12 protein-coding genes, 3 rRNA genes and 1 pseudogene are annotated in these 20,876 nt (G+C 67.8%); 14 read left to right on the top strand and 2 right to left on the bottom strand.

Annotation, left to right across the window (positions count from 1 at the left end; all coding sequences use genetic code 11):
* Positions 1-213 precede the first annotated feature (213 nt).
* The 10 genes from C7M71_RS32055 to C7M71_RS22990 all read left to right on the top strand — a co-directional run bounded on the left by C7M71_RS32055 (position 214) and on the right by C7M71_RS22990 (position 12,419).
* Positions 214-747, top strand: a complete 534-nt coding sequence (locus C7M71_RS32055; RefSeq protein WP_229759207.1) for a PaaI family thioesterase — start codon at positions 214-216, stop codon at positions 745-747.
* Complete coding sequence (gene dut / locus C7M71_RS22950; RefSeq protein WP_111493959.1) at positions 744-1,268, top strand: dUTP diphosphatase; 525 nt, start codon at positions 744-746, stop codon at positions 1,266-1,268. The genes C7M71_RS32055 and dut overlap by 4 nt, the downstream gene beginning before the upstream one ends.
* A gap of 2 nt (positions 1,269-1,270) precedes the next feature.
* Complete coding sequence (locus C7M71_RS22955) at positions 1,271-2,068, top strand: DUF3710 domain-containing protein (RefSeq protein WP_111493961.1); 798 nt, start codon at positions 1,271-1,273, stop codon at positions 2,066-2,068.
* Between the two features lie 501 nt (positions 2,069-2,569).
* Positions 2,570-4,086: ribosomal RNA gene (locus C7M71_RS22960) — 16S ribosomal RNA — on the top strand.
* Positions 4,087-4,357: 271 nt separating this feature from the next.
* Positions 4,358-7,478 (top strand): 23S ribosomal RNA (locus tag C7M71_RS22965).
* 71 nt (positions 7,479-7,549) lie between these two features.
* Positions 7,550-7,666 (top strand): 5S ribosomal RNA (gene rrf / locus C7M71_RS22970).
* Together the 16S, 23S and 5S rRNA genes form the textbook arrangement of a ribosomal RNA operon.
* Positions 7,667-7,870: 204 nt before the next feature.
* Positions 7,871-10,429 carry a sensor histidine kinase gene (locus C7M71_RS22975; RefSeq protein ID WP_111491270.1) on the top strand — a complete coding sequence of 853 codons (2,559 nt, stop codon included), beginning with the start codon at positions 7,871-7,873 and terminating at the stop codon, positions 10,427-10,429.
* A 39-nt stretch (positions 10,430-10,468) separates the two neighbouring features.
* Positions 10,469-11,152: a response regulator gene (locus C7M71_RS22980; protein WP_111491269.1), complete on the top strand. Its 684-nt coding sequence runs from the start codon at positions 10,469-10,471 to the stop codon at positions 11,150-11,152.
* Positions 11,153-11,212: 60 nt separating this feature from the next.
* On the top strand, positions 11,213-11,617 hold the full coding sequence (locus tag C7M71_RS22985) for an OB-fold nucleic acid binding domain-containing protein (protein ID WP_111491268.1): 405 nt from the start codon (positions 11,213-11,215) through the stop codon (positions 11,615-11,617).
* A 1-nt stretch (position 11,618) separates the two neighbouring features.
* Entirely contained in the window at positions 11,619-12,419 is an 801-nt protein-coding gene (locus tag C7M71_RS22990; protein WP_229758864.1) for a DUF3159 domain-containing protein, read from the top strand.
* Positions 12,420-12,515: 96 nt separating this feature from the next.
* Here the strand turns inward: C7M71_RS22990 and C7M71_RS22995 are convergent, their stop codons facing one another.
* Both C7M71_RS22995 and C7M71_RS23000 read right to left on the bottom strand, forming a co-directional pair.
* On the bottom strand, positions 12,516-13,193 hold the full coding sequence (locus tag C7M71_RS22995; protein WP_111491266.1) for a potassium channel family protein: 678 nt from the start codon (positions 13,191-13,193) through the stop codon (positions 12,516-12,518).
* Positions 13,193-13,858 carry a potassium channel family protein gene (locus C7M71_RS23000; protein ID WP_111491265.1) on the bottom strand — a complete coding sequence of 222 codons (666 nt, stop codon included), beginning with the start codon at positions 13,856-13,858 and terminating at the stop codon, positions 13,193-13,195. Before C7M71_RS23000 ends, C7M71_RS22995 begins: the two co-directional genes overlap by 1 nt.
* Positions 13,859-14,124: 266 nt before the next feature.
* Here C7M71_RS23000 and C7M71_RS23005 point away from each other — a divergent pair, with 266 nt between their 5' ends.
* The 4 genes and pseudogenes from C7M71_RS23005 (at position 14,125) to C7M71_RS23020 (ending at position 20,823) form a co-directional block, all read left to right on the top strand.
* Positions 14,125-16,200, top strand: coding sequence for an APC family permease (locus C7M71_RS23005; RefSeq protein WP_111491264.1), 2,076 nt, complete (start codon positions 14,125-14,127; stop codon positions 16,198-16,200).
* Positions 16,197-17,534 carry a class I SAM-dependent RNA methyltransferase gene (locus C7M71_RS23010; protein ID WP_111491263.1) on the top strand — a complete coding sequence of 446 codons (1,338 nt, stop codon included), beginning with the start codon at positions 16,197-16,199 and terminating at the stop codon, positions 17,532-17,534. Before C7M71_RS23005 ends, C7M71_RS23010 begins: the two co-directional genes overlap by 4 nt.
* A gap of 219 nt (positions 17,535-17,753) precedes the next feature.
* Positions 17,754-18,293: pseudogene (locus C7M71_RS32060) on the top strand (transposase family protein); the annotation flags it as partial.
* 334 nt (positions 18,294-18,627) lie between these two features.
* Positions 18,628-20,823: a hypothetical protein gene (locus C7M71_RS23020; RefSeq protein ID WP_229758865.1), complete on the top strand. Its 2,196-nt coding sequence runs from the start codon at positions 18,628-18,630 to the stop codon at positions 20,821-20,823.
* Positions 20,824-20,876: the final 53 nt, after the last annotated feature.

The following is a 20,876-nucleotide window of genomic DNA, read 5'->3' on the forward strand; positions in this document are numbered from 1 at the left end:
CCTCGGCCGCGCTGCCTGGGCGCCCTGCCTGGCCGTGCTGCCTGGCCGCGCTGCTGCGCGGGGTGCCGCGCGTGGGTGAAGCCTCTCGCCGGTGCGGAGGTAGGGTCAACGCCTGTGACCGGACCAACTGCACCCCAGGCGGCGGAGCCCCCGGCCGCCGACCGGGCCGGAGCACGGCCCGCGACCGCGCCGCCCCCCGACGCCCAGCCGCCCGTGCGCCACCCCGAGGCCCCGGCCCCGGGCACTTCGCTGGGCTCCCACTACGAGCACTGCTTCGGCTGCGGCCCGCAGCAGGCGCACGGTCTGCAACTGGAGACCCGGGCCGGCGAGGGCGTGGAGGTCACCGCCGAGTTCACGGTGAAGCCGGTCCATCAGGGCGGTCCCGGACTCGCCCACGGCGGCGTACTGGTCAGCGCGATGGACGAGGCCCTGGGCGCCCTGAGCTGGCTGCTGCACACCCCCGCCGTGACCGGTCGGCTGGAGACCGACTTCGTCCGCCCCGTCCCGGTGGACACGGTGCTGCACATCCACGCGCGGGTGACCGGGGTGCATGGACGCAAGATCTACAGCACCGCCGAGGGCCGGATCGGCGGCCCCGGCGGCCCGGTCGCCATCCGGGCCCAGGCGCTCTTCGTCCAGGTCCGGCTGGAGCACTTCACCACCCATGGCCGGCCCGAGGACATCAAGGCCGCCCTGGACGACCCCGACCTGATCAAGCGCGCCCGAGCCTTCGAGGTGAACCCGTGAGTTCCGCCCACGTCCGCCCGCCCGTGGACATCCTGGTCCGCCGCCTGGACCCCGAGCTGCCGCTCCCCGCGTACGCGCACCCCGGCGACGCCGGCGCCGACCTGCTCACCACCGTGGACGCGGAGCTGGCACCCGGTGAGCGGGCCGTCCTGCCCACCGGTCTGGCCATCGCCCTCCCCGACGGTTACGCCGCCTTCGTGCATCCGAGGTCCGGACTCGCGGCACGCTGCGGAGTCGCGCTCGTCAACTCCCCGGGAACGGTGGATGCCGGGTACCGTGGTGAGATCAAGGTGATCGTCGTGAATCTCGACCCGCACGAGCGGGTCGGCTTCCGCCGCGGGGACCGCATCGCCCAGCTGGTCATCCAGCAGGTCGAGAAGGCACGTTTCCACGAGGTGGCCGAGCTGCCCGGATCGGCCCGCGCCGATGGGGGCTTCGGGTCGACTGGCGGCCATGCCGCGGTTAGCATGCCCGCGGCCGGGCAGGTATTCACTTCGGCCCCCGACCGGGAAGGACAGTGACCGTGTTCCGTCGTCGCCACAAGAGCGAGGACGCTGTCGAGCAGCTCGCAGAGGACGCCATTGGCGCCGATGAGTATGTTGACGACGTCGATGGTGCTTCCGATGCCGAGAGCGAAGCGGAGAAGGACCCGACAGACCGGGTCGGCCTGCCGCCCGCACCGCGCCCGGAAGGCCCCTGGGACGTCTCCGAGCTGGAGAACCCCGAAGAGGGCCGGGTGGACCTCGGCGGTCTGCTGATCCCGGGCGTCGAGGGGATGGAGCTCCGGGTGGAGGTCGCCGGTGACGCGATCGTCGCCGCGACCCTGGTGCTCGGCAACAGCGCCATCCAGCTCCAGGCTTTCGCCGCGCCGAAGTCCGAGGGCATCTGGGGTGAGGTCCGGGACGAGATCGCCGGCGGCATCACCCAGCAGGGCGGCATCGTGGACGAGGAGGAAGGTCCCCTCGGCTGGCACCTCCGCGCCCAGGTACCGGTGCAGCTCCCCGACGGCACCCACGGGGTGCAGCTGGTGCGCTTCGTCGGCTGCGACGGCCCGCGCTGGTTCCTGCGCGGCGTGATCTCCGGCCAGGCTGCCGTGCAGCCTGAGACCGCCGGTGTGCTGGAGCAGGTCTTCCGGGAGACCGTGGTGGTCCGTGGTGAGTCGCCGATGGCGCCCCGCGACCCGATCGTGCTCAAGCTCCCCGAGGACGCCCAGATGGTCGCCGACACCGGTGCCGCCCCGGAGGAGGGCGACTCCCGCTTCGGCGGCGCCGCGAGCCTCAACCCCTTTGAGCGGGGCCCGGAGATCACCGAGGTCCGCTGAGACCTGTACGTACGTCAGAGAGGCCCCGGGACCGCCGCAGCAGGCGTCCCGGGGCCGATTTGCTTCCGGCGCCGCCGTAGTCGTACAGTTCCGTGGTCGCTGAACGGGGAGACCTTCCCGGAGCGGCCACCTCCCGGACACCTGAACGTGAGAGAGCCATGCTCTTTCGCACCCGGTGACCGGAATTCGACTCCCAGCGAGATCTGCTAGAGTCGGAAAGCGCCGAAAGGCCGAAAGCAAGAATGCAGTGCCTCGCCAGCGGGGGTCAGGGAAGCGGAAAGCGGATCTGATAAGCTGGAGACACGAAGAAGGGAAGCGCCCGGAGAAACCTGAAGGGGTTTCGATGGAAGCGTCCGTTCCTTGAGAACTCAACAGCGTGCCAAAAGTCAACGCCAGATATTTGAACCCTTTGGGTTCCTTTGAATGAAGTGCAGCGAGGACGCTGTGCGCGGGTCCGGCTTATTCCGCCGGATGCCGTGCCGCTCTTCCGCGAATGAGACATTCACGGAGAGTTTGATCCTGGCTCAGGACGAACGCTGGCGGCGTGCTTAACACATGCAAGTCGAACGGTGAAGCCCTTCGGGGTGGATCAGTGGCGAACGGGTGAGTAACACGTGGGCAATCTGCCCTGCACTCTGGGACAACACCGGGAAACCGGTGCTAATACCGGATACGACGTACCTCCGCATGGGGTGTGCGTGGAAAGCTCCGGCGGTGCAGGATGAGCCCGCGGCCTATCAGCTTGTTGGTGGGGTGATGGCCTACCAAGGCGACGACGGGTAGCCGGCCTGAGAGGGCGACCGGCCACACTGGGACTGAGACACGGCCCAGACTCCTACGGGAGGCAGCAGTGGGGAATATTGCACAATGGGCGAAAGCCTGATGCAGCGACGCCGCGTGAGGGATGACGGCCTTCGGGTTGTAAACCTCTTTCAGCAGGGAAGAAGCGCAAGTGACGGTACCTGCAGAAGAAGCACCGGCTAACTACGTGCCAGCAGCCGCGGTAATACGTAGGGTGCGAGCGTTGTCCGGAATTATTGGGCGTAAAGAGCTCGTAGGCGGCCTGTCGCGTCGGATGTGAAAGCCCGGGGCTTAACCCCGGGTCTGCATTCGATACGGGCAGGCTAGAGTTCGGTAGGGGAGATCGGAATTCCTGGTGTAGCGGTGAAATGCGCAGATATCAGGAGGAACACCGGTGGCGAAGGCGGATCTCTGGGCCGATACTGACGCTGAGGAGCGAAAGCGTGGGGAGCGAACAGGATTAGATACCCTGGTAGTCCACGCCGTAAACGTTGGGAACTAGGTGTGGGCGACATTCCACGTCGTCCGTGCCGCAGCTAACGCATTAAGTTCCCCGCCTGGGGAGTACGGCCGCAAGGCTAAAACTCAAAGGAATTGACGGGGGCCCGCACAAGCGGCGGAGCATGTGGCTTAATTCGACGCAACGCGAAGAACCTTACCAAGGCTTGACATACACCGGAAACTGGCAGAGATGTCAGCCCCCTTGTGGTCGGTGTACAGGTGGTGCATGGTTGTCGTCAGCTCGTGTCGTGAGATGTTGGGTTAAGTCCCGCAACGAGCGCAACCCTTGTTCTGTGTTGCCAGCGAGTAATGTCGGGGACTCACAGGAGACTGCCGGGGTCAACTCGGAGGAAGGTGGGGACGACGTCAAATCATCATGCCCCTTATGTCTTGGGCTGCACACGTGCTACAATGGTCGGTACAATGGGCTGCGATACCGCGAGGTGGAGCGAATCCCAAAAAGCCGGCCTCAGTTCGGATTGGGGTCTGCAACTCGACCCCATGAAGTCGGAGTCGCTAGTAATCGCAGATCAGCATGCTGCGGTGAATACGTTCCCGGGCCTTGTACACACCGCCCGTCACGTCACGAAAGTCGGTAACACCCGAAGCCGGTGGCCCAACCCTCTGGGAGGGAGCCGTCGAAGGTGGGACCAGCGATTGGGACGAAGTCGTAACAAGGTAGCCGTACCGGAAGGTGCGGCTGGATCACCTCCTTTCTAAGGAGCATTGGCCGGCTTCGAGCGAGTGTCTCGGAGCGGTTGCTCATGGGTGGAACGTTGACTATTCGGCAGGTCCCGGGTCCCCGGGTTCGTTAGTACTGCGCCTTTGGCGTGTGGAAGGCGGGTCGGGGGTGTGGGGGTTGTCGGGCGCGCTGTTGGGTCCTGAGGGAACGGTTGGTTGTTTCCTCTGGTTGTGCCGGTCCCATGCTTGTTCTGGGTGGGTGGCTGGTCGTTGTTTGAGAACTGCACAGTGGACGCGAGCATCTGTGGCCAAGTTTTTAAGGGCGCACGGTGGATGCCTTGGCACCAGGAACCGATGAAGGACGTGGGAGGCCGCGATAGGCCCCGGGGAGCTGTCAACCGAGCTTTGATCCGGGGGTGTCCGAATGGGGAAACCCGGCAGTCGTCATGGGCTGTCACCCGCTGCTGAACACATAGGCAGTGTGGAGGGAACGCGGGAAGTGAAACATCTCAGTACCCGCAGGAAGAGAAAACAACCGTGATTCCGGGAGTAGTGGCGAGCGAAACCGGATGAGGCTAAACCGTATGTGTGTGATACCCGGCAGGGGTTGCGCGTGCGGGGTTGTGGGAGCGTACTTCAGTCGTCTGCCGGCGGCTGGGCGAGTCAGAAACCGTACAGGTAGTCGAAGGGCATGCGAAAGGCCCGGCGTAGAGGGTAAGACCCCCGTAGACGAAATCTGTGCGGCTTGCTTGTGCGTTTCCCAAGTAGCACGGGGCCCGAGAAATCCCGTGTGAATCTGGCGGGACCACCCGCTAAGCCTAAATATTCCCTGGTGACCGATAGCGGATAGTACCGTGAGGGAATGGTGAAAAGTACCGCGGGAGCGGAGTGAAATAGTACCTGAAACCGTGTGCCTACAAGCCGTGGGAGCGTCGTCGTGGTTTTCGGACTGCGGCCGTGACTGCGTGCCTTTTGAAGAATGAGCCTGCGAGTTTGCGGTGTGTGGCGAGGTTAACCCGTGTGGGGTAGCCGTAGCGAAAGCGAGTCCGAATAGGGCGTTCTTAGTCGCATGCCCAAGACCCGAAGCGGAGTGATCTAGCCATGGGCAGGGTGAAGCGCGGGTAAGACCGTGTGGAGGCCCGAACCCACCAGGGTTGAAAACCTGGGGGATGACCTGTGGTTAGGGGTGAAAGGCCAATCAAACTCCGTGATAGCTGGTTCTCCCCGAAATGCATTTAGGTGCAGCGTCGTGTGTTTCTTGCCGGAGGTAGAGCACTGGATAGGCGATGGGCCTCACCGGGTTACTGACCTTAGCCAAACTCCGAATGCCGGTAAGTGAGAGCACGGCAGTGAGACTGCGGGGGATAAGCTCCGTGGTCGAGAGGGAAACAGCCCAGAACACCGGCTAAGGCCCCTAAGCGTGTGCTAAGTGGGAAAGGATGTGGAGTCGCAGAGACAACCAGGAGGTTGGCTTAGAAGCAGCCACCCTTGAAAGAGTGCGTAATAGCTCACTGGTCAAGTGATTCCGCGCCGACAATGTAGCGGGGCTCAAGTACACCGCCGAAGCCGTGTCACTCACACAAATAGCCTTAACGGGTGTGTGGGTGGGTAGGGGAGCGTCGTGTGCCGGGTGAAGCGGCGGCGGGAGCCAGTCGTGGACGGTATACGAGTGAGAATGCAGGCATGAGTAGCGATACAAGAGTGGGAAACTCTTGCGCCGATTGACCAAGGGTTCCTGGGTCAAGCTGATCTGCCCAGGGTAAGTCGGGACCTAAGGCGAGGCCGACAGGCGTAGTCGATGGACAACGGGTTGATATTCCCGTACCCGCTGTAGAGCGTCAACGCTGAACCTCTGAATGCTAAGGCCGTGAAGCCGCCCCGGAGTCTTCGGACAAAGGGGAGTGGTGGAGCCGCCGGTCCAACAGGGTAGTAGGTGAGCGATGGGGTGACGCAGGAAGGTAGTCCAGCCCGGGCGGTGGTTGTCCCGGGGTAAGGGTGTAGGACGTGGGGTAGGCAAATCCGCCCTGCATATAGTCTGAGACCTGATGCCGAGCCGATTGTGGTGAAGTGGATGATCCTATGCTGTCGAGAAAAGCCTCTAGCGAGTTCTATGGCGGCCCGTACCCCAAACCGACTCAGGTGGTCAGGTAGAGAATACCGAGGCGTTCGGGTGAACCGTGGTTAAGGAACTCGGCAAAATGCCCCCGTAACTTCGGGAGAAGGGGGGCCATTGCTGGTGATGGGTCTTGCACTCTGAGCTGGTGGTGGCCGCAGAGACCAGCGAGAAGCGACTGTTTACTAAAAACACAGGTCCGTGCGAAGCCGTAAGGCGATGTATACGGACTGACGCCTGCCCGGTGCTGGAACGTTAAGGGGACCGGTTAGTCATGATTCGTCGTGGCGAAGCTGAGAACTTAAGCGCCAGTAAACGGCGGTGGTAACTATAACCATCCTAAGGTAGCGAAATTCCTTGTCGGGTAAGTTCCGACCTGCACGAATGGCGTAACGACTTCTCGACTGTCTCAACCACGGGCCCGGTGAAATTGCATTACGAGTAAAGATGCTCGTTTCGCGCAGCAGGACGGAAAGACCCCGGGACCTTTACTATAGCTTGATATTGGTGTTCGGTTCGGCTTGTGTAGGATAGGTGGGAGACTGTGAAGCTGTGACGCCAGTCATGGTGGAGTCATCGTTGAAATACCACTCTGGTCGTGCTGGATGTCTAACCTGGGTCCGTGATCCGGATCAGGGACAGTGTCTGGTGGGTAGTTTAACTGGGGCGGTTGCCTCCTAAAGGGTAACGGAGGCGCCCAAAGGTTCCCTCAGCCTGGTTGGCAATCAGGTGTTGAGTGTAAGTGCACAAGGGAGCTTGACTGTGAGACCGACGGGTCGAGCAGGTGCGAAAGCAGGGACTAGTGATCCGGCGGTGGCTTGTGGAAGCGCCGTCGCTCAACGGATAAAAGGTACCCCGGGGATAACAGGCTGATCTTCCCCAAGAGTCCATATCGACGGGATGGTTTGGCACCTCGATGTCGGCTCGTCGCATCCTGGGGCTGGAGTAGGTCCCAAGGGTTGGGCTGTTCGCCCATTAAAGCGGTACGCGAGCTGGGTTTAGAACGTCGTGAGACAGTTCGGTCCCTATCCGCTGTGCGCGTAGGAGTCTTGAGAAGGGCTGTCCCTAGTACGAGAGGACCGGGACGGACGGACCTCTGGTGTGCCAGTTGTTCTGCCAAGGGCATGGCTGGTTGGCTACGTTCGGGAGGGATAACCGCTGAAAGCATCTAAGCGGGAAGCCTGCTTCGAGATGAGGGCTCCCACCACCTTGAGTGGGTAAGGCTCCCAGTAGACGACTGGGTTGATAGGCCGGGTGTGGAAGCCTCGTGAGGGGTGGAGCTGACCGGTACTAATAGGCCGAGGGCTTGTCCATAGTTGCTCCGCGTCCACTGTGTTGTTCTGAAGCAATGATCCGTGCCTGTTTCCGGGTCAACTTCATAGTGTTTCGGTGGTCATAGCGTGAGGGAAACGCCCGGTTACATTCCGAACCCGGAAGCTAAGCCTTACAGCGCCGATGGTACTGCAGGGGGGACCCTGTGGGAGAGTAGGACGCCGCCGAACAATCTTTGACGGGAGGGCCCCGTAGCCGGAAGGCTACGGGGCCCTTTCGCATGCCCGCACACCGGTCCGCCCACCGGGTCGACCCCGTCAAGAACGCGCTAATTCTGTCGGAGCCCGGCTGCGGGGCGCCTATTCTCGGTCTGCGGAGGGTCCCCGTCCGGGCGTCGGGTTGCGCGGGCCGCCGCGGCAAGGGAGAACGGAGCCATGGCGCGCGGCAAGCTCAGGATCTACCTCGGGGCCGCCCCCGGCGTCGGCAAGACCTTTGCGATGCTCTCCGAAGCGCATCGGCGTCTCCAGCGTGGCACCGATGTGGTGGTCGGGCTGGTCGAGCATCACGGGCGGATGCGTACCGAGGAGTTGCTGGCCGGTCTGGAGGTGCTGCCGCGCAGACGGCTGGTCCACCGGGGCGCGGTCTTCACCGAGCTGGACGTGGACGCGGTGCTCGCACGCCGTCCGGCCGTGGCGCTGGTGGACGAGCTGGCCCACACCAATGTGCCAGGGTGCCGCAATGCCAAGCGCTGGCAGGACGTCGAGGAGCTGCTGACCGCCGGTATCGACGTGGTGACCACCGTCAATGTCCAGCACCTGGAGTCGCTGGGCGATGTGGTGGAGGGCATCACGGGGGTGCGCCAGCGGGAGACGGTGCCGGACGAGGTGGTCCGCCGGGCCGATCAGCTGGAGCTGGTCGACATGTCGCCGGAGGCGCTGCGGCGCCGACTGGCGCACGGCAATGTGTACGCCCCGGACAAGGTCGACGCGGCGCTCTCCCACTACTTCCGGCCGGGCAATCTCACCGCACTGCGGGAACTGGCGCTGCTGTGGACCGCCGACCGGGTCGACGAGTACCTCCAGCGCTACCGGGCCGAGCACCATATCGCCGCGACCTGGCAGGCCCGGGAGCGCATCGTGGTGGGGCTGACCGGCGGCCCGGAGGGCCGCACGCTGATCCGGCGGGCGGCCAGGATCGCGGCCAAGGGCTCCGGCAGTGAGCTGCTGGCCGTGTACATCTCCCGCTCCGACGGGTTGACGGCCGCCTCCCCGCAGGAACTGGTGGAGGAGCGACGCCTGGTGGAGGACCTGGGCGGCAGCTTCCACATGGTGCTGGGCGACGATGTGCCCAGCGCCCTGCTGGACTTCGCCCGGGGCGTCAACGCCACCCAGATCGTGCTGGGCTCCAGCCGCCGCCGGGCCTGGCAGTACGTCTTCGGGCCGGGCGTGGGGGCCACGGTCGCCCGGGAGTCCGGGGACATCGATGTGCATATCGTCACCCATGAGCATGCGGCGGCGGGTCGGCCGGCGCTGCCGGGGCGGCTGCCCACCGCGCTGGGCCCGCACCGGGCGGTGGCCGGCTGGCTGGTGGGCTGTGCGGGGCCGGTCCTGCTGACGCTGCTGCTGGCGGGGCCGCTGGAGCAGCCGGGGCTGCCCACCGACATGCTGCTCTTCCTCACGCTGACGGTGGGTGCGGCGCTGATCGGCGGGCTGTATCCGGCGCTGGCGTCGGCGGTGGTGGGTTCGCTGCTGCTCAACTACTGGTTCACGCCGCCCCTCCATACCTTCACCATCGCCAACCCGGAGAACATCCTCGGGTTGGCGATCTTCGCCGCCGTGGCGGTGTCGGTGGCCTCGGTGGTGGACATCGCCGCCCGGCGTACCCAGCAGGCCGCGCGCAGCCGGGCCGAGGCGGACACGCTCAGCCATCTGGCGGGGAGTGTGCTGCGTGGCGAGGACAGCCTGGCGGCGCTGCTGGACCAGGTGCGGGAGACCTTCCAGACCGAGTCGGTGGCGCTGCTGGAGCGCGGTCAGGAGTACGGGCAGTGGAGCTGCGCCGGTGCGGTGGGGCCCCGGCCGGCGGCCCGGCCGGAGGACGCGGATGTGGACGTCCCCGCCGGTGACCGCTTTGCGCTGGCGCTGACCGGGCGGGTGCTGCCCGCTGCGGACCGCCGGGTGCTGGGGGCCTTCGCCGCGCAGGCGGCGGTGGTGCTGGAGCGTCGGCGGCTCTCCGAGGAGGCCGCGGCGGCGCGGCGGCTGGCCGAGGGGAACCGGATTCGCACCGCCCTGCTGGCGGCGGTCTCCCATGATCTGCGGACGCCGCTGGCCGGTATCAAGGCGGCCGTCTCCTCGCTGCGGTCCGAGGATGTGGAGTGGGGGCCGGAGGACGAGGCGGAGCTGCTGGCCGGTATCGAGGCGGGGGCCGACCGGCTGGACCACCTGATCAACAATCTGCTGGATATGAGCCGCCTCCAGACGGGTACGGTGACGCCGCTGCTCCAGGAGGTGGACCTGGACGAGGTCGTCCCGGCGGCGCTGGGCGGGGTGCCGCCGGACCGGGTGCAGCTGGACATCCCGGAGACGCTGCCGATGGTCCCGGCCGATCCGGGGCTGCTGGAGCGGGCGGTGGCCAATGTGGTGGAGAACGCCGTCAAGTACAGCGGGGACGGCCATCCGGTGCTGGTCGCGGCCAGTGTGCTGCGCCTCGCGGACGGCGGTGACCGGGTGGAGCTGCGGATCGCCGACCGGGGTCCGGGCGTGCCGGACGAGGCCAAGGACCGGATCTTCGAGCCCTTCCAGCGGTACGGCGACGCCCCGCGCGGGACCGGGGTGGGCCTCGGCCTCGCCGTCGCGCGCGGGTTCGTGGAAGCCATGGGAGGCAGCATCACCGCCGAGGACACGCCCGGCGGTGGGCTGACCATGGTGCTGACCCTGCCGTCGGCGGCGGCGCACCGGGACATCCCGCAGCCGCCGCCGTCGGCGCTGACCGCATGAGGCCCCCCAACCCCTGCTCTCGGAGAGGCGGCGCAACGTATGACCCGGGTCCTCGTCGTGGACGACGAACCGCAGATCGTCCGTGCCCTGGTGATCAACCTTCGGGCGCGCGGCTATGAGGTGGACGCCGCGCACGACGGCGCCGGCGCGCTGGAGCTGGCCGTCGCCCGCCACCCGGATGTGGTGGTGCTCGACCTGGGCCTGCCCGATATGGACGGCGCGGAGGTGATCAAGGGGCTGCGCGGCTGGACCAGGGTGCCGATCATCGTGCTCTCCGCCCGGCAGTCCTCCGACGAGAAGGTCGAGGCGCTGGACGCGGGCGCCGACGACTATGTCACCAAGCCCTTCGGCATGGACGAGCTGCTGGCCCGGCTGCGCGCCGCCGTGCGGCGGGCCGAGCCGGTCGCCGGGTCGGGCGAGGACGCGGTGGTCGTCACCGACTCCTTCACCGTCGACCTCGCCGCCAAGAGGGTGAACCGGGGCGGGGCCGACATCCGCCTCACCCCCACCGAGTGGCATCTGCTGGAGGTGCTGGTCCGCAACGCCGGCCGACTGGTCAGCCAGAAGCAGCTGCTCCAGGAGGTGTGGGGCCCGGCGTACCGGACGGAGACCAACTATCTGCGGGTGTACATGGCCCAGTTGCGCCGCAAGCTGGAGGCGGATCCGTCCCGTCCCCGGCACTTCATCACCGAGCCGGGCATGGGGTACCGCTTCGAGCGGTGAGCCGGGTGCGGACGGTGCGCGCCCCCCGTACGGCGGGGCGGAAACGGGTACCCTTCCCGCATGAGTGGTGACATCCGCAGCGACCGGCAGCCCGGACGCTTCCGCCGCATGCTCGATCGCCTGACCAGCTCCCCGGAGGAGCTCCAGGCGGAGGAGCTGCGCCAGGACGCGCAGGAGGCGGGTTGCACGCCCATCTCCCGCTGCGACGACCGCGAGCTGGTCACCGTCACCGGCACCCTGCGCACCGTCACGCTCCGCCCCCGCGCGGGCGTACCCGCCCTGGAAGCCGAGCTGTTCGACGGCTCCGACGCGCTGGACGTGGTGTGGCTGGGGCGCCGGTCGATCGCGGGCATAGAACCCGGCCGGAGGCTGATCGCCAGCGGGCGGATCAGCCATGCACACGGCCGCCGAGTGCTCTTCAACCCGCGCTACGAGCTGCGTCCGGTCGGACATGGGAGCGAATGACGTGAGCAACCTGCCCGGCGGCGACGCCGCCGCCACTGCGAGGGACGAGACCCCCGAGGAGGCGGCAGCCCGGCACGAGGCGGCCTCCAAGGAGGCCGCCGACTCCGTGATGAAGGCTTTCGGCGGGGTACGCGGCATGATCGACATGACGCTGCCCGGCCTGGTGTTCATCGTCACCTTCAACCTGACCCACCAGGTCTCCGCCGCGGCGTGGGCCGCGCTCGGCCTGTCCGGGGTCTTCGCCGTGGTGCGGCTGCTGCGTCGGGAGACCGTGCAGCATGCCTTCAGCGGCGTCTTCGGCGTCGCCATCGGCGCGTACATCGCGATGAAGTCGGGCAAGGCCGAGGACTTCTACCTGCCCGGCCTGCTCTACAGCGTGGCCTACTGCACCGGTCTGGCGCTCTCGGCGCTGGTGCGCTGGCCGCTGATCGGGGTGATGCTCGGCCCGATCACCGGCGAGCTGTTCACCTGGCGGAAGCAGAACCCCGGCCGGCTCGCCGCGTACACCCGGGCGACCTGGGTCTGGTTCATCTGCATGGCGGTCAAGCCGGTGGTGCTCTTCCCGCTCTACTTCGCGCACAACGCCAATCTGCTGGGGTGGATGAAGGTCGCCCTCGGCATTCCGCCGATGCTGGTCGCGATGTACTTCACCTGGCAGATCCTGCTCAAGGCGCCGCCGCCGATCAAGGCGGTGCTGGATGATGACGACGAGGAGGACGGCGGTGGCCCGGAGGCCGCCGTCACGCCCGCTCCGGCCACCCCGCACCGGGCCCGGCACGCCGCGCCCAGCTCGGAGTACTGAGCCGCAACGCAGACTGAGCCGCAGCGCAGACCGAGCCGCAGCGCAAGGGGAGGGCCGCCCGACGCCGGGCAGCCCTCCCCTTCGCCATGACCGGGCTCAGTCCTGCGGCTGCTCCATCTCGGCGGAGAGCAGGTCCTCCAGCTGCCCCTCGCGGTCCTGCGCGGCCACGAAGAGCAGCTCGTCGCCGCCCTCCAGGGTGTCGTCCTTGCTGGGCACCAGCACCCGGCTCTCCCGGATGATGGTCACCAGCGCGGTGTCCTCCGGCCAGGCCACGTCGCCGACCCGGGTACCGACCAGCTCGGCGTCCCCCGGAAGGGTGAGTTCCACCAGGTTGGCGTCGCCCTGGCTGAACCGCATCAGGCGGACCAGGTCGCCGACGCTGACCGCCTCCTCCACCAGCGCCGACATCAGGCGCGGCGTGGAGACCGCGACGTCCACGCCCCAGGACTCATTGAAGAGCCACTCGTTCTTGGGGTTGTTGACCCGGGCCACCACGCGCGGCACCCCGTACTCGGTCTTGGCCAGCAGCGAGACCACCAGGTTGACCTTGTCGTCGCCGGTCGCGGCGATGACCACATGGCAGCGTTGCAGCGCCGCCTCGTCCAGCGAGGTGATCTCGCAGGCGTCGGCCAGCAGCCACTCCGCCTGCGGCACCCGCTCCACCGAGATGGAGCCGGGGTTCTTGTCGATCAGCAGTACCTCATGGCCGTTCTCCAGCAGCTCGCCCGCGATGGAGCGGCCGACCGCGCCGGCTCCGGCGATTGCGACGCGCATCAGTGACCCTCCTCCGGACCCTTGGCGAACGCTGCCTCGACCGACTGGAGTGCGGAGATCCGCATCATCACATGGACCAGGTCGCCTTCCTGAAGCACCGAATCGGCTCCGGGCAGGGTGCCCTCGCCGAGCCGGGTGACAAAGGCCACCCGTACATCGGCGGCGGCCTCCAGCTCGCTCAGCCGGTGGCCGACCCACGCCGGGGAGACGGGGACCTCGGCGAGCTGCACGGAGCCGCTCGGGTCCTGCCAGAGCGGCTCAGCGCCGCTGGGCAGCAGCCGGCGCAGCATCTGGTCGGCGGTCCAGCGCACGGTGGCCACGGTCGGGATGCCGAGCCGCTGGTAGACCTCGGCCCGGCGAGGGTCGTAGATGCGGGCTGCGACATTCTCGACACCGAAGGTCTCGCGGGCCACCCGCGCGGCGATGATGTTGGAGTTGTCGCCGCTGCTCACCGCCGCGAACGCGCCGGCCTCCTCGATGCCGGCCTCCTTGAGGGTGTCCTGGTCGAAGCCGACCCCGGTCACCCGCCTGCCCCCGAAGCCCGAACCGAGACGGCGGAACGCCGTCGGGTCCTGGTCGACCACGGCGACCGAGTGACCCTGTTTCTCCAGGGTGCGCGCGAGAGCTGAGCCCACGCGCCCGCAACCCATGATGACGATGTGCACGACCGTCCTTCCGGAGTGATGTCTCGGCCCGATCCTGGCACCGGTCGGCGCCAGGCAGTACACCAGGGTCGCACCGCGCGTCCCTGTACACACACGCGGTACCCGCCGACGGTGGTCGGCCACACCTGCGCGGTGGAGCCGATCCGCCGCGCGGCCCCGGCCGGTCCCGGACCGGCGGCCATCCTGCCGCGCCGAACGTCCGTTCGGGAAGGCTTCGGCGGCAGGTGGGTGCCGGGTGCACCCCCGTACGGCTTACGATCCTCATCGTGTCCAAGCTGACCGACGTACCCAAACGCATCCTCATCGGGCGCGCTCTGCGGAGCGACAAGCTCGGTGAGACGTTGCTGCCCAAGCGGATCGCCCTGCCCGTCTTCGCCTCCGACGCGCTCTCGTCGGTCGCGTACGCCCCCGAGGAGATCCTGCTCACCCTCTCGGTGGCAGGCGTGTCGGCGATCCACTTCTCCTGGCAGATCGGCGTGGTGGTCGCCATCGTGATGCTGGCGGTGGTGGCGTCGTACCGGCAGAACGTGCACGCCTATCCGAGCGGCGGCGGGGACTACGAGGTCGCCACGGTCAACCACGGGCCCAACTCGGGCCTGATCGTGGCCAGCGCCCTGATGGTCGACTACGTCCTCACCGTGGCGGTCTCCACCACCTCGGGCGTGGCCAATGTGGTCTCGGCCGTCCCGGCGCTGCGCGGGCACGAGGTGGGGCTGTCGATCCTGGTCGTCCTGATCCTCATGAGCATGAACCTGCGCGGGGTGCGCGAATCCGGCACCGCCTTCGCCATCCCCACCTATGCCTTCATGGCCGGCGTCTTCTCCATGACCCTCTGGGGACTCTTCCGGCACCTGGCGCTGGGCGCGGACATCCATGCCGAGAGCGCCGCCTACCACCTCCAGGCCGAGCCCGGCGAGACCGGTCTGGCCGGATTCGCCCTGATCTTCCTGCTGCTGCGGGCGTTCTCCTCCGGCTGCGCCGCGCTGACCGGTGTCGAGGCGATCAGCAACGGCGTACCGGCCTTCCGCAAGCCCAAGAGCAGGAACGCGGCCAACACGCTGCTGCTGATGGGCACCATCGCCGTGACGATGTTCATGGGCATCATCTACCTGGCCAGCCTGACCGGGGTGCGGATGGCCGACGACCCGGCCACCCAGCTGATCGGCGCCCCCGAGAACTACCACCAGAAGACCGCGCTGGCGCAGATCAGCGAGGCGGTGTTCAGCGACTTCAAGCCGGGCTTCTTCTTTGTCGCCGCCGTCACCGGGCTGATCCTGGTGCTGGCCGCCAACACCGCCTTCAACGGCTTCCCGGTGCTCGGCTCGATCCTCGCCCAGGACCGCTATCTGCCCCGCCAGTTGCACACCCGGGGCGACCGGCTGGCCTTCTCCAACGGCATCATCGTGCTGGCCGGCATCGCCATGGTCTTCATCGTCGCCTACGGCGCCGACCCCACCCGGCTGATCCAGCTCTATATCGTCGGCGTCTTCGTCTCCTTCAACATGAGCCAGAGCGGCATGATCCGGCACTGGACCAGACTGCTCAGAACCGAGACCGACCCCAAGAAGCGCTCCCATATGATCCGCAGCCGGGCGATCAACACCTTCGGGCTGGTGATGACCGCGCTGGTGCTGATCGTGGTGCTGGTCACCAAGTTCACCCACGCCTGGGTGGCGATCATGCTGATGGTGGTGCTCTTCGTGATGATGAAGGCCATCCGCCGCCACTACGACGGTGTCGCCGAGGAGCTGGTCTCCGCCGAGGAGCCGGGCGAGGACGCCGTACTGCCCTCCCGGGTGCACTCCATCGTGCTGGTCTCCAAGCTGCACAAGCCCACCCTGCGCGCCCTCGCCTATGCCCGGCTGGCCCGCTCCAGCGTCCTGGAGGCGGTCACCGTCAATGTCGACCCGCCGGACACCAAGGCCCTCCAGGCCGAGTGGCACGAGCGCGGCATCGAGGTGCCGCTCAAGGTGCTGGACTCCCCGTACCGGGAGATCACCCGGCCGATCCTGGAGTATGTGAAGAACCTCCGCCGCAGCAGCCCCCGCGATGTGGTCACCGTCTACATCCCGGAGTATGTGGTCGGCCACTGGTACGAGCAGCTGCTGCACAACCAGAGCGCGCTGCGGCTCAAGGGACGGCTGCTGTTCACCCCCGGGGTGATGGTGGTTTCCGTACCCTGGCAGCTGGAGTCCTCCGAGCGGCGCAAGCAGCAGCGCGAGTGGTCCGCGCCCGGATCGGTCCGGCGCGGCGAACCGCGGCGACAGCGCAAGCCGGAGGCCACCGTCACCGGCCCCGACAAGGGGGCCGGGACCAACGACGCCAAGGACAGCTCTTCGTGACCAGCACAGCCACCCCATCCGCCGACGCCCCTTCGCTCGTCGGCGAGCGCTACGAGGTCGAGGTCGGCCCGGTCGCCCACGGCGGCCACTGCGTCGCCCGACACGAGGGGCGGGTGCTCTTCGTCCGGCACGCGCTCCCCGGTGAGCGGGTGGTGGCCGAGGTGACCGAGGGCACCGACCGCTCCCGCTTCCTGCGCGCCGACGCCGTGGAGGTGCTCCAGTCCTCCAAGGACCGCGTCGACGCCCCCTGCCCGTTCGCCGGACCGGGCAGGTGCGGCGGCTGCGACTGGCAGCACGCCACCCCCGGCGCGCAGCGCAAGCTCAAGGTGCAGGTGCTCACCGAGCAGCTGGAACGGCTCGCCGGGCTCACCCCCGCCGAGGCCGGCTGGGACGGCTCCGTCGAGCCCGCCCCCGGTGACAAGGTCCCGGCCGGGCAGGTCCCCGCGTGGCGCACCCGGGTGCAGTTCGCCGTGGACCGCGCCAGCGGCCGGGTCGGGCTGCGCCGCCACCGCTCCCACGAGGTGCAGCCGGTCGACCGCTGCCTGATCGCCGCCCCCGGCATCGAGGAGCTCGGCATCGAGGCCCGGGAGTGGCCGCAGATCGCCACCGTCGAGGCGGTGGCGGCCACCGGCTCCTCCGACCGGCAGGTGATCCTCACCCCCGTGCCCGGCGGCCGGCTGCCGCTGGTGGAGCTGGACCGGCCGGTCTCGGTCGCCCGGATCGACGAGCGCGAGCTCTTCCACCGCGTGCACGGCCGCACCTTCGTCCGCGAGCGGGCGGCCGGCCGCACCTGGCGGGTCACCGGCGGCGGCTTCTGGCAGATCCACCCCGCCGCGGCCGACACCCTGGTCGACGCGGTCCTGGACGGCCTCGCCCCGCGCCCCGGCGAGAATGCGCTCGACCTCTACTGCGGTGTCGGCCTCTTCGCCGGAGCGCTGGCGGAGCGGCTGGGCGAGCAGGGCGCGGTGCTGGGCATCGAGTCCGACAAGCAGGCGGTGGCGGACGCCCGGCACAACCTGGCCGGACTGGAGAACATCCGGATCGAGTGCGACAGGGTCGAGCGGCTGCTGCCGCGCACCGGCATCACCTCCACCGACCTGATCGTGCTCGACCCGCCGCGCTCCGGCGCGGGCCGGGACACCGTGCGCCACCTGGCCGGACTGGGCGCCCGCCGGATCGCCTATGTCGCCTGCGACCCGGCCGCCCTCGCCCGCGACCTCTCCTTCTTCCGCGACTCCGGCTACCGGCCGGTGTCGCTGCGGGCCTTCGACCTCTTCCCGATGACCCACCACATGGAGTGCGTGGCGATCCTTGAGCCTGCTCAGAAGGGCTGACCCGCGTCAAATCCGTCAGGTGGTACCGGCTTCGACTTTTTCCGGATCACCATGGGGCTGATCTACGACATTGCCAAGCGAACAATGAGGCGTTTCCAACCCGCCTACGGGGTTGAGCAGTTGGAGTGACAGAGCGACGGAGCTCCTGGTAGATGGGTTGTCCCATAGCAACCTTCTCCGCCAGGAGCTTCGCGTGCTTGTCCACCGTCCGGCCCGGATCTGTCCACTTCAGCGCTCGAATTGCTGCGGCGAGAGCTCATCGCGGCGAGGCGGATCGGGAGGCGGTGGCGGAGGCTGACCGGCGGGCGGCAAGCCCTGCTCGTTCCGGCCCGCCTTCGCTTCGGCCGCACCTTGGCCTAGCCGGCAGCGGGGTTCGGCACCTGATTGGCCACTGCCCACCGCCACGTCAGCGAAGCCATCGAAGCCCTGGCCGCGCTCGCGCCCACCCTTGAGGAGGCGGTGGCTGTCTCCGCACCAAGACGGTCGTGATCCTGGACGGCACCCTGCTGCCGATCGACCCGATCGCCGCCGACCGGTCGTACTCGGCGCCCTGCACGACATCAAGGCGGCCCGCGCCCACGGCCTCCTCGACGCGCCCAACGCCGGCCACATACGGTGCTGGGCGGACAAGGCGTACCAGGCACCGGCCCAGCCGTCCGCGTTCCCTACTGCGGTCGCTGGAGCAAGCTCTCCGCAGGCCCGAAGGCCGTCAACCGCGCGCACCCAAAGGTCCGCACCATCAGCGAGCAGGCCATGGCCGCCCCACTCATATCCGAGGTGCGTGGTGGCCTTCTGATTGCGCCGTCTGCTCCCGTCGCGCGGGTGAAAGCGCACGGCGCGTGTTCGGCCGAGCTGCTGCCGACGGATCGCAAAGTGGCAAAGGCGCTGCCGGAATGCCATGCGTAGGCATAGTCTGCGGGACTACCGCGTGCCGGGCTTGGGCGTCCTGTGGTGCGGCGGAGGTGTCATGGGTGGAGACCCGTATGTATCAGCAGCAATCGGCGAACGTGGGGGGTCGGCAGCGCCATCAGCGCGTTGCGACGGGTCGGGGGTGCCTGACCCGTATGGCGACCGGGCCCTGTTGACCTCTGTCATGACCAGGGGCTACGACGCCGTACCCCACCAGGACCGGGAGCGGCTGCGGAGGTATCTCGAAGCAGTTGTCGCGGCCCGCCAGGCACCAGTGCACACCACCGTTGCCTTCAACACCGTGTACTTCGGTTACGACCTCGGCGGCGACGGCTATGGCGGCAGCCCGCTGCGCCTTGACGACTTTCCGGTGGTCACCTTCGGTGAGTACGCTCCCGTGCTCCCGGTTGGTGCCATGGTGTGCGTCGCTACCGGGTCGGACCCGCTCTACGCCGAGATTGTCTACAGGGAGGGTGCCCACTCAGAGGTGGGCTCCTTCGGTGATGTACCGGCGTGGGTGTCGGGGGCGCCTGCGGGTGCCGAGGGGCCGGGCAGACGGGGGAACAGCGCCGCTCCACTGCGCAGGGAACTCCTGGTCCCGGATCTCGATGCCTTCGGCCCGGCCCTGAGCCTGTCACCGGCCCAGCTCCACCGCCTACGCATGCGCCGACGCTGGATCAACGGGGATGGCCATGTCGTCGTCGACGTCTGCTACCCGTCCCGGGACGCGGCCCGGTGCGACGACCTGACCTCCTATGCGAACCATCTCCTGACGACCGCTCGGGCACAGCTCCTCAGCCCCTTTGTTCCAGTCTCGCTCGCCGAACTGGTGGGTGAAACCCACGACGAGGACCTGAGGGTAGGTCTGCTGGGTCTCCTCGACACGGTACGAGGTGTCCTCGACTCCAGTGATGCGCTGCGTACATGGGGTCACTACGCCATGACCCGGACCTACCTGGCGGCCTGCTGGCGCGACGCCGGACCGCTGGGTGGCGATGACCTCAGGTCCCTTGCGGCAGCGGTGGAACACGCGGCCATCCCGGTGAGGCGGCGCTACGGCCTGACCTCACCGGTCACCGTGTACACAGCGGTCGGACCGCGCCTTCGCGGCTTCCCTGGGGCAACGGAAGCGCTCAGGGGAGTGGACTACGCAGCAGCGGTGTGCCGGGCGAACGTGGCGCTGGCCGATGTCGTCCAGCGAGACAGCGATCAGGGCCTGTTCGAGAACGGTTCCCGGATCGCGCTCGACGATGCCTTCGAGGGGGGAGGCGTATGGCGGTCACATCATCCCGGTGACACGGAAATCCCCGGGGACCCTCTGATCCCAGTCGGACGCGGTTGGATGTCCACGACAACTGCGCCGCCGGAGCCGGAGCCGGCAGCGGAGTTGGATCCGGTCGACCTGCCCCTCGCCGACGATGCGGCCCTCGGCCCCAGCGAGCTGCTGCGGTCCGACGAGGACGGGATCGTCTGGCGGTCACCGCTGAGGCTGGCCCATCTCATCGGCGGCTGGTTCCCGCTGCACCCGTACGTCGCGCGGGAACTTCGCCGGTCTCACGGCCGATGCCCCACGACCTGCCTCGAACTCGCGCACTCCGGCGAGGTGTCGGACAGGAACGAGGTGGTTCAGAACGTCACCGCCGAACTTGGGGACGAGACCGGTCGGCTGACCGGAGTTGGCTGGCCTCACGACTTCTTCCCCGGCCTGATGCTTGAACTGCGCTGGCTCAGCGGCGGCACGGTGATCCATGTGGCCACGGCGCGGCTCGATGAACCGGTGCAGGTCGGCGACCGCGTGATCGGGCACTGCTTCGACCCCTCTGTTCTCACCAGAGAGGATGCTCCGGGCAGTGACCGCCATGGTGACACCGCAGCGGGGCTCGGTCCCCGGAAGCTGGTCATGCGCACGGTGCGCCGCTGCGGGTTGCTCACCCTGGACGGCCACGCCCTGCTGGACCGTTCGGGCCTGCCGCGTGCGGTCTACGGCCGGAGGCCAGTGCGGTCACAGGCCGCTGCCCTGGAGTCGGCAGTCGTGGAACTGCTCGCGGAACGGCTCCTGGAACCGGCCTTTGGCAGCCGCGATGCCTGGGGCCAGCCGCACTTTCCGGCACGTAGCGGGGAGACGACGATCCCCCTCATCGGTTACCGTCCCGCCCGACAGCGGGTGATACGCCCATGGGGCGGAACGGGACTGGACGACGGGAGGTTGCGCGGCGTCCAGTTCGTCCCCGGCCATCTACGCCGCCTGCTGCCCGGCTGCTCGCCAAGTGAAGTTCAGCGAGCGGCCTTCCGTGAGCATTGCCGCCGACTCGGCAAGGCGGACGGCTGGGAACTGCCCGACGGGTACACCTTTGTCACCGATTACACGCGCGGCTGCTGATCCGTTCACGGTCCTTCGCGCACTTCTCGACTTCGGCGTTTCTCCGCTTGTCG

Origin of the sequence: Peterkaempfera bronchialis, assembly GCF_003258605.2 — a bacterium.
GTDB lineage: Bacteria > Actinomycetota > Actinomycetes > Streptomycetales > Streptomycetaceae > Peterkaempfera > Peterkaempfera bronchialis.

Coding starts and splice junctions, on each gene's coding strand:
- C7M71_RS23020 (WP_229758865.1), top strand. CDS start 18,628: ATGACCAGGGGCTACGACGCCGTACCCCACCAGGACCGGGAGCGGCTG.
- C7M71_RS22985 (WP_111491268.1), top strand. CDS start 11,213: ATGAGTGGTGACATCCGCAGCGACCGGCAGCCCGGACGCTTCCGCCGC.
- C7M71_RS22975 (WP_111491270.1), top strand. CDS start 7,871: ATGGCGCGCGGCAAGCTCAGGATCTACCTCGGGGCCGCCCCCGGCGTC.
- C7M71_RS22995 (WP_111491266.1), bottom strand. CDS start 13,193: ATGCGCGTCGCAATCGCCGGAGCCGGCGCGGTCGGCCGCTCCATCGCG.
- C7M71_RS22980 (WP_111491269.1), top strand. CDS start 10,469: ATGACCCGGGTCCTCGTCGTGGACGACGAACCGCAGATCGTCCGTGCC.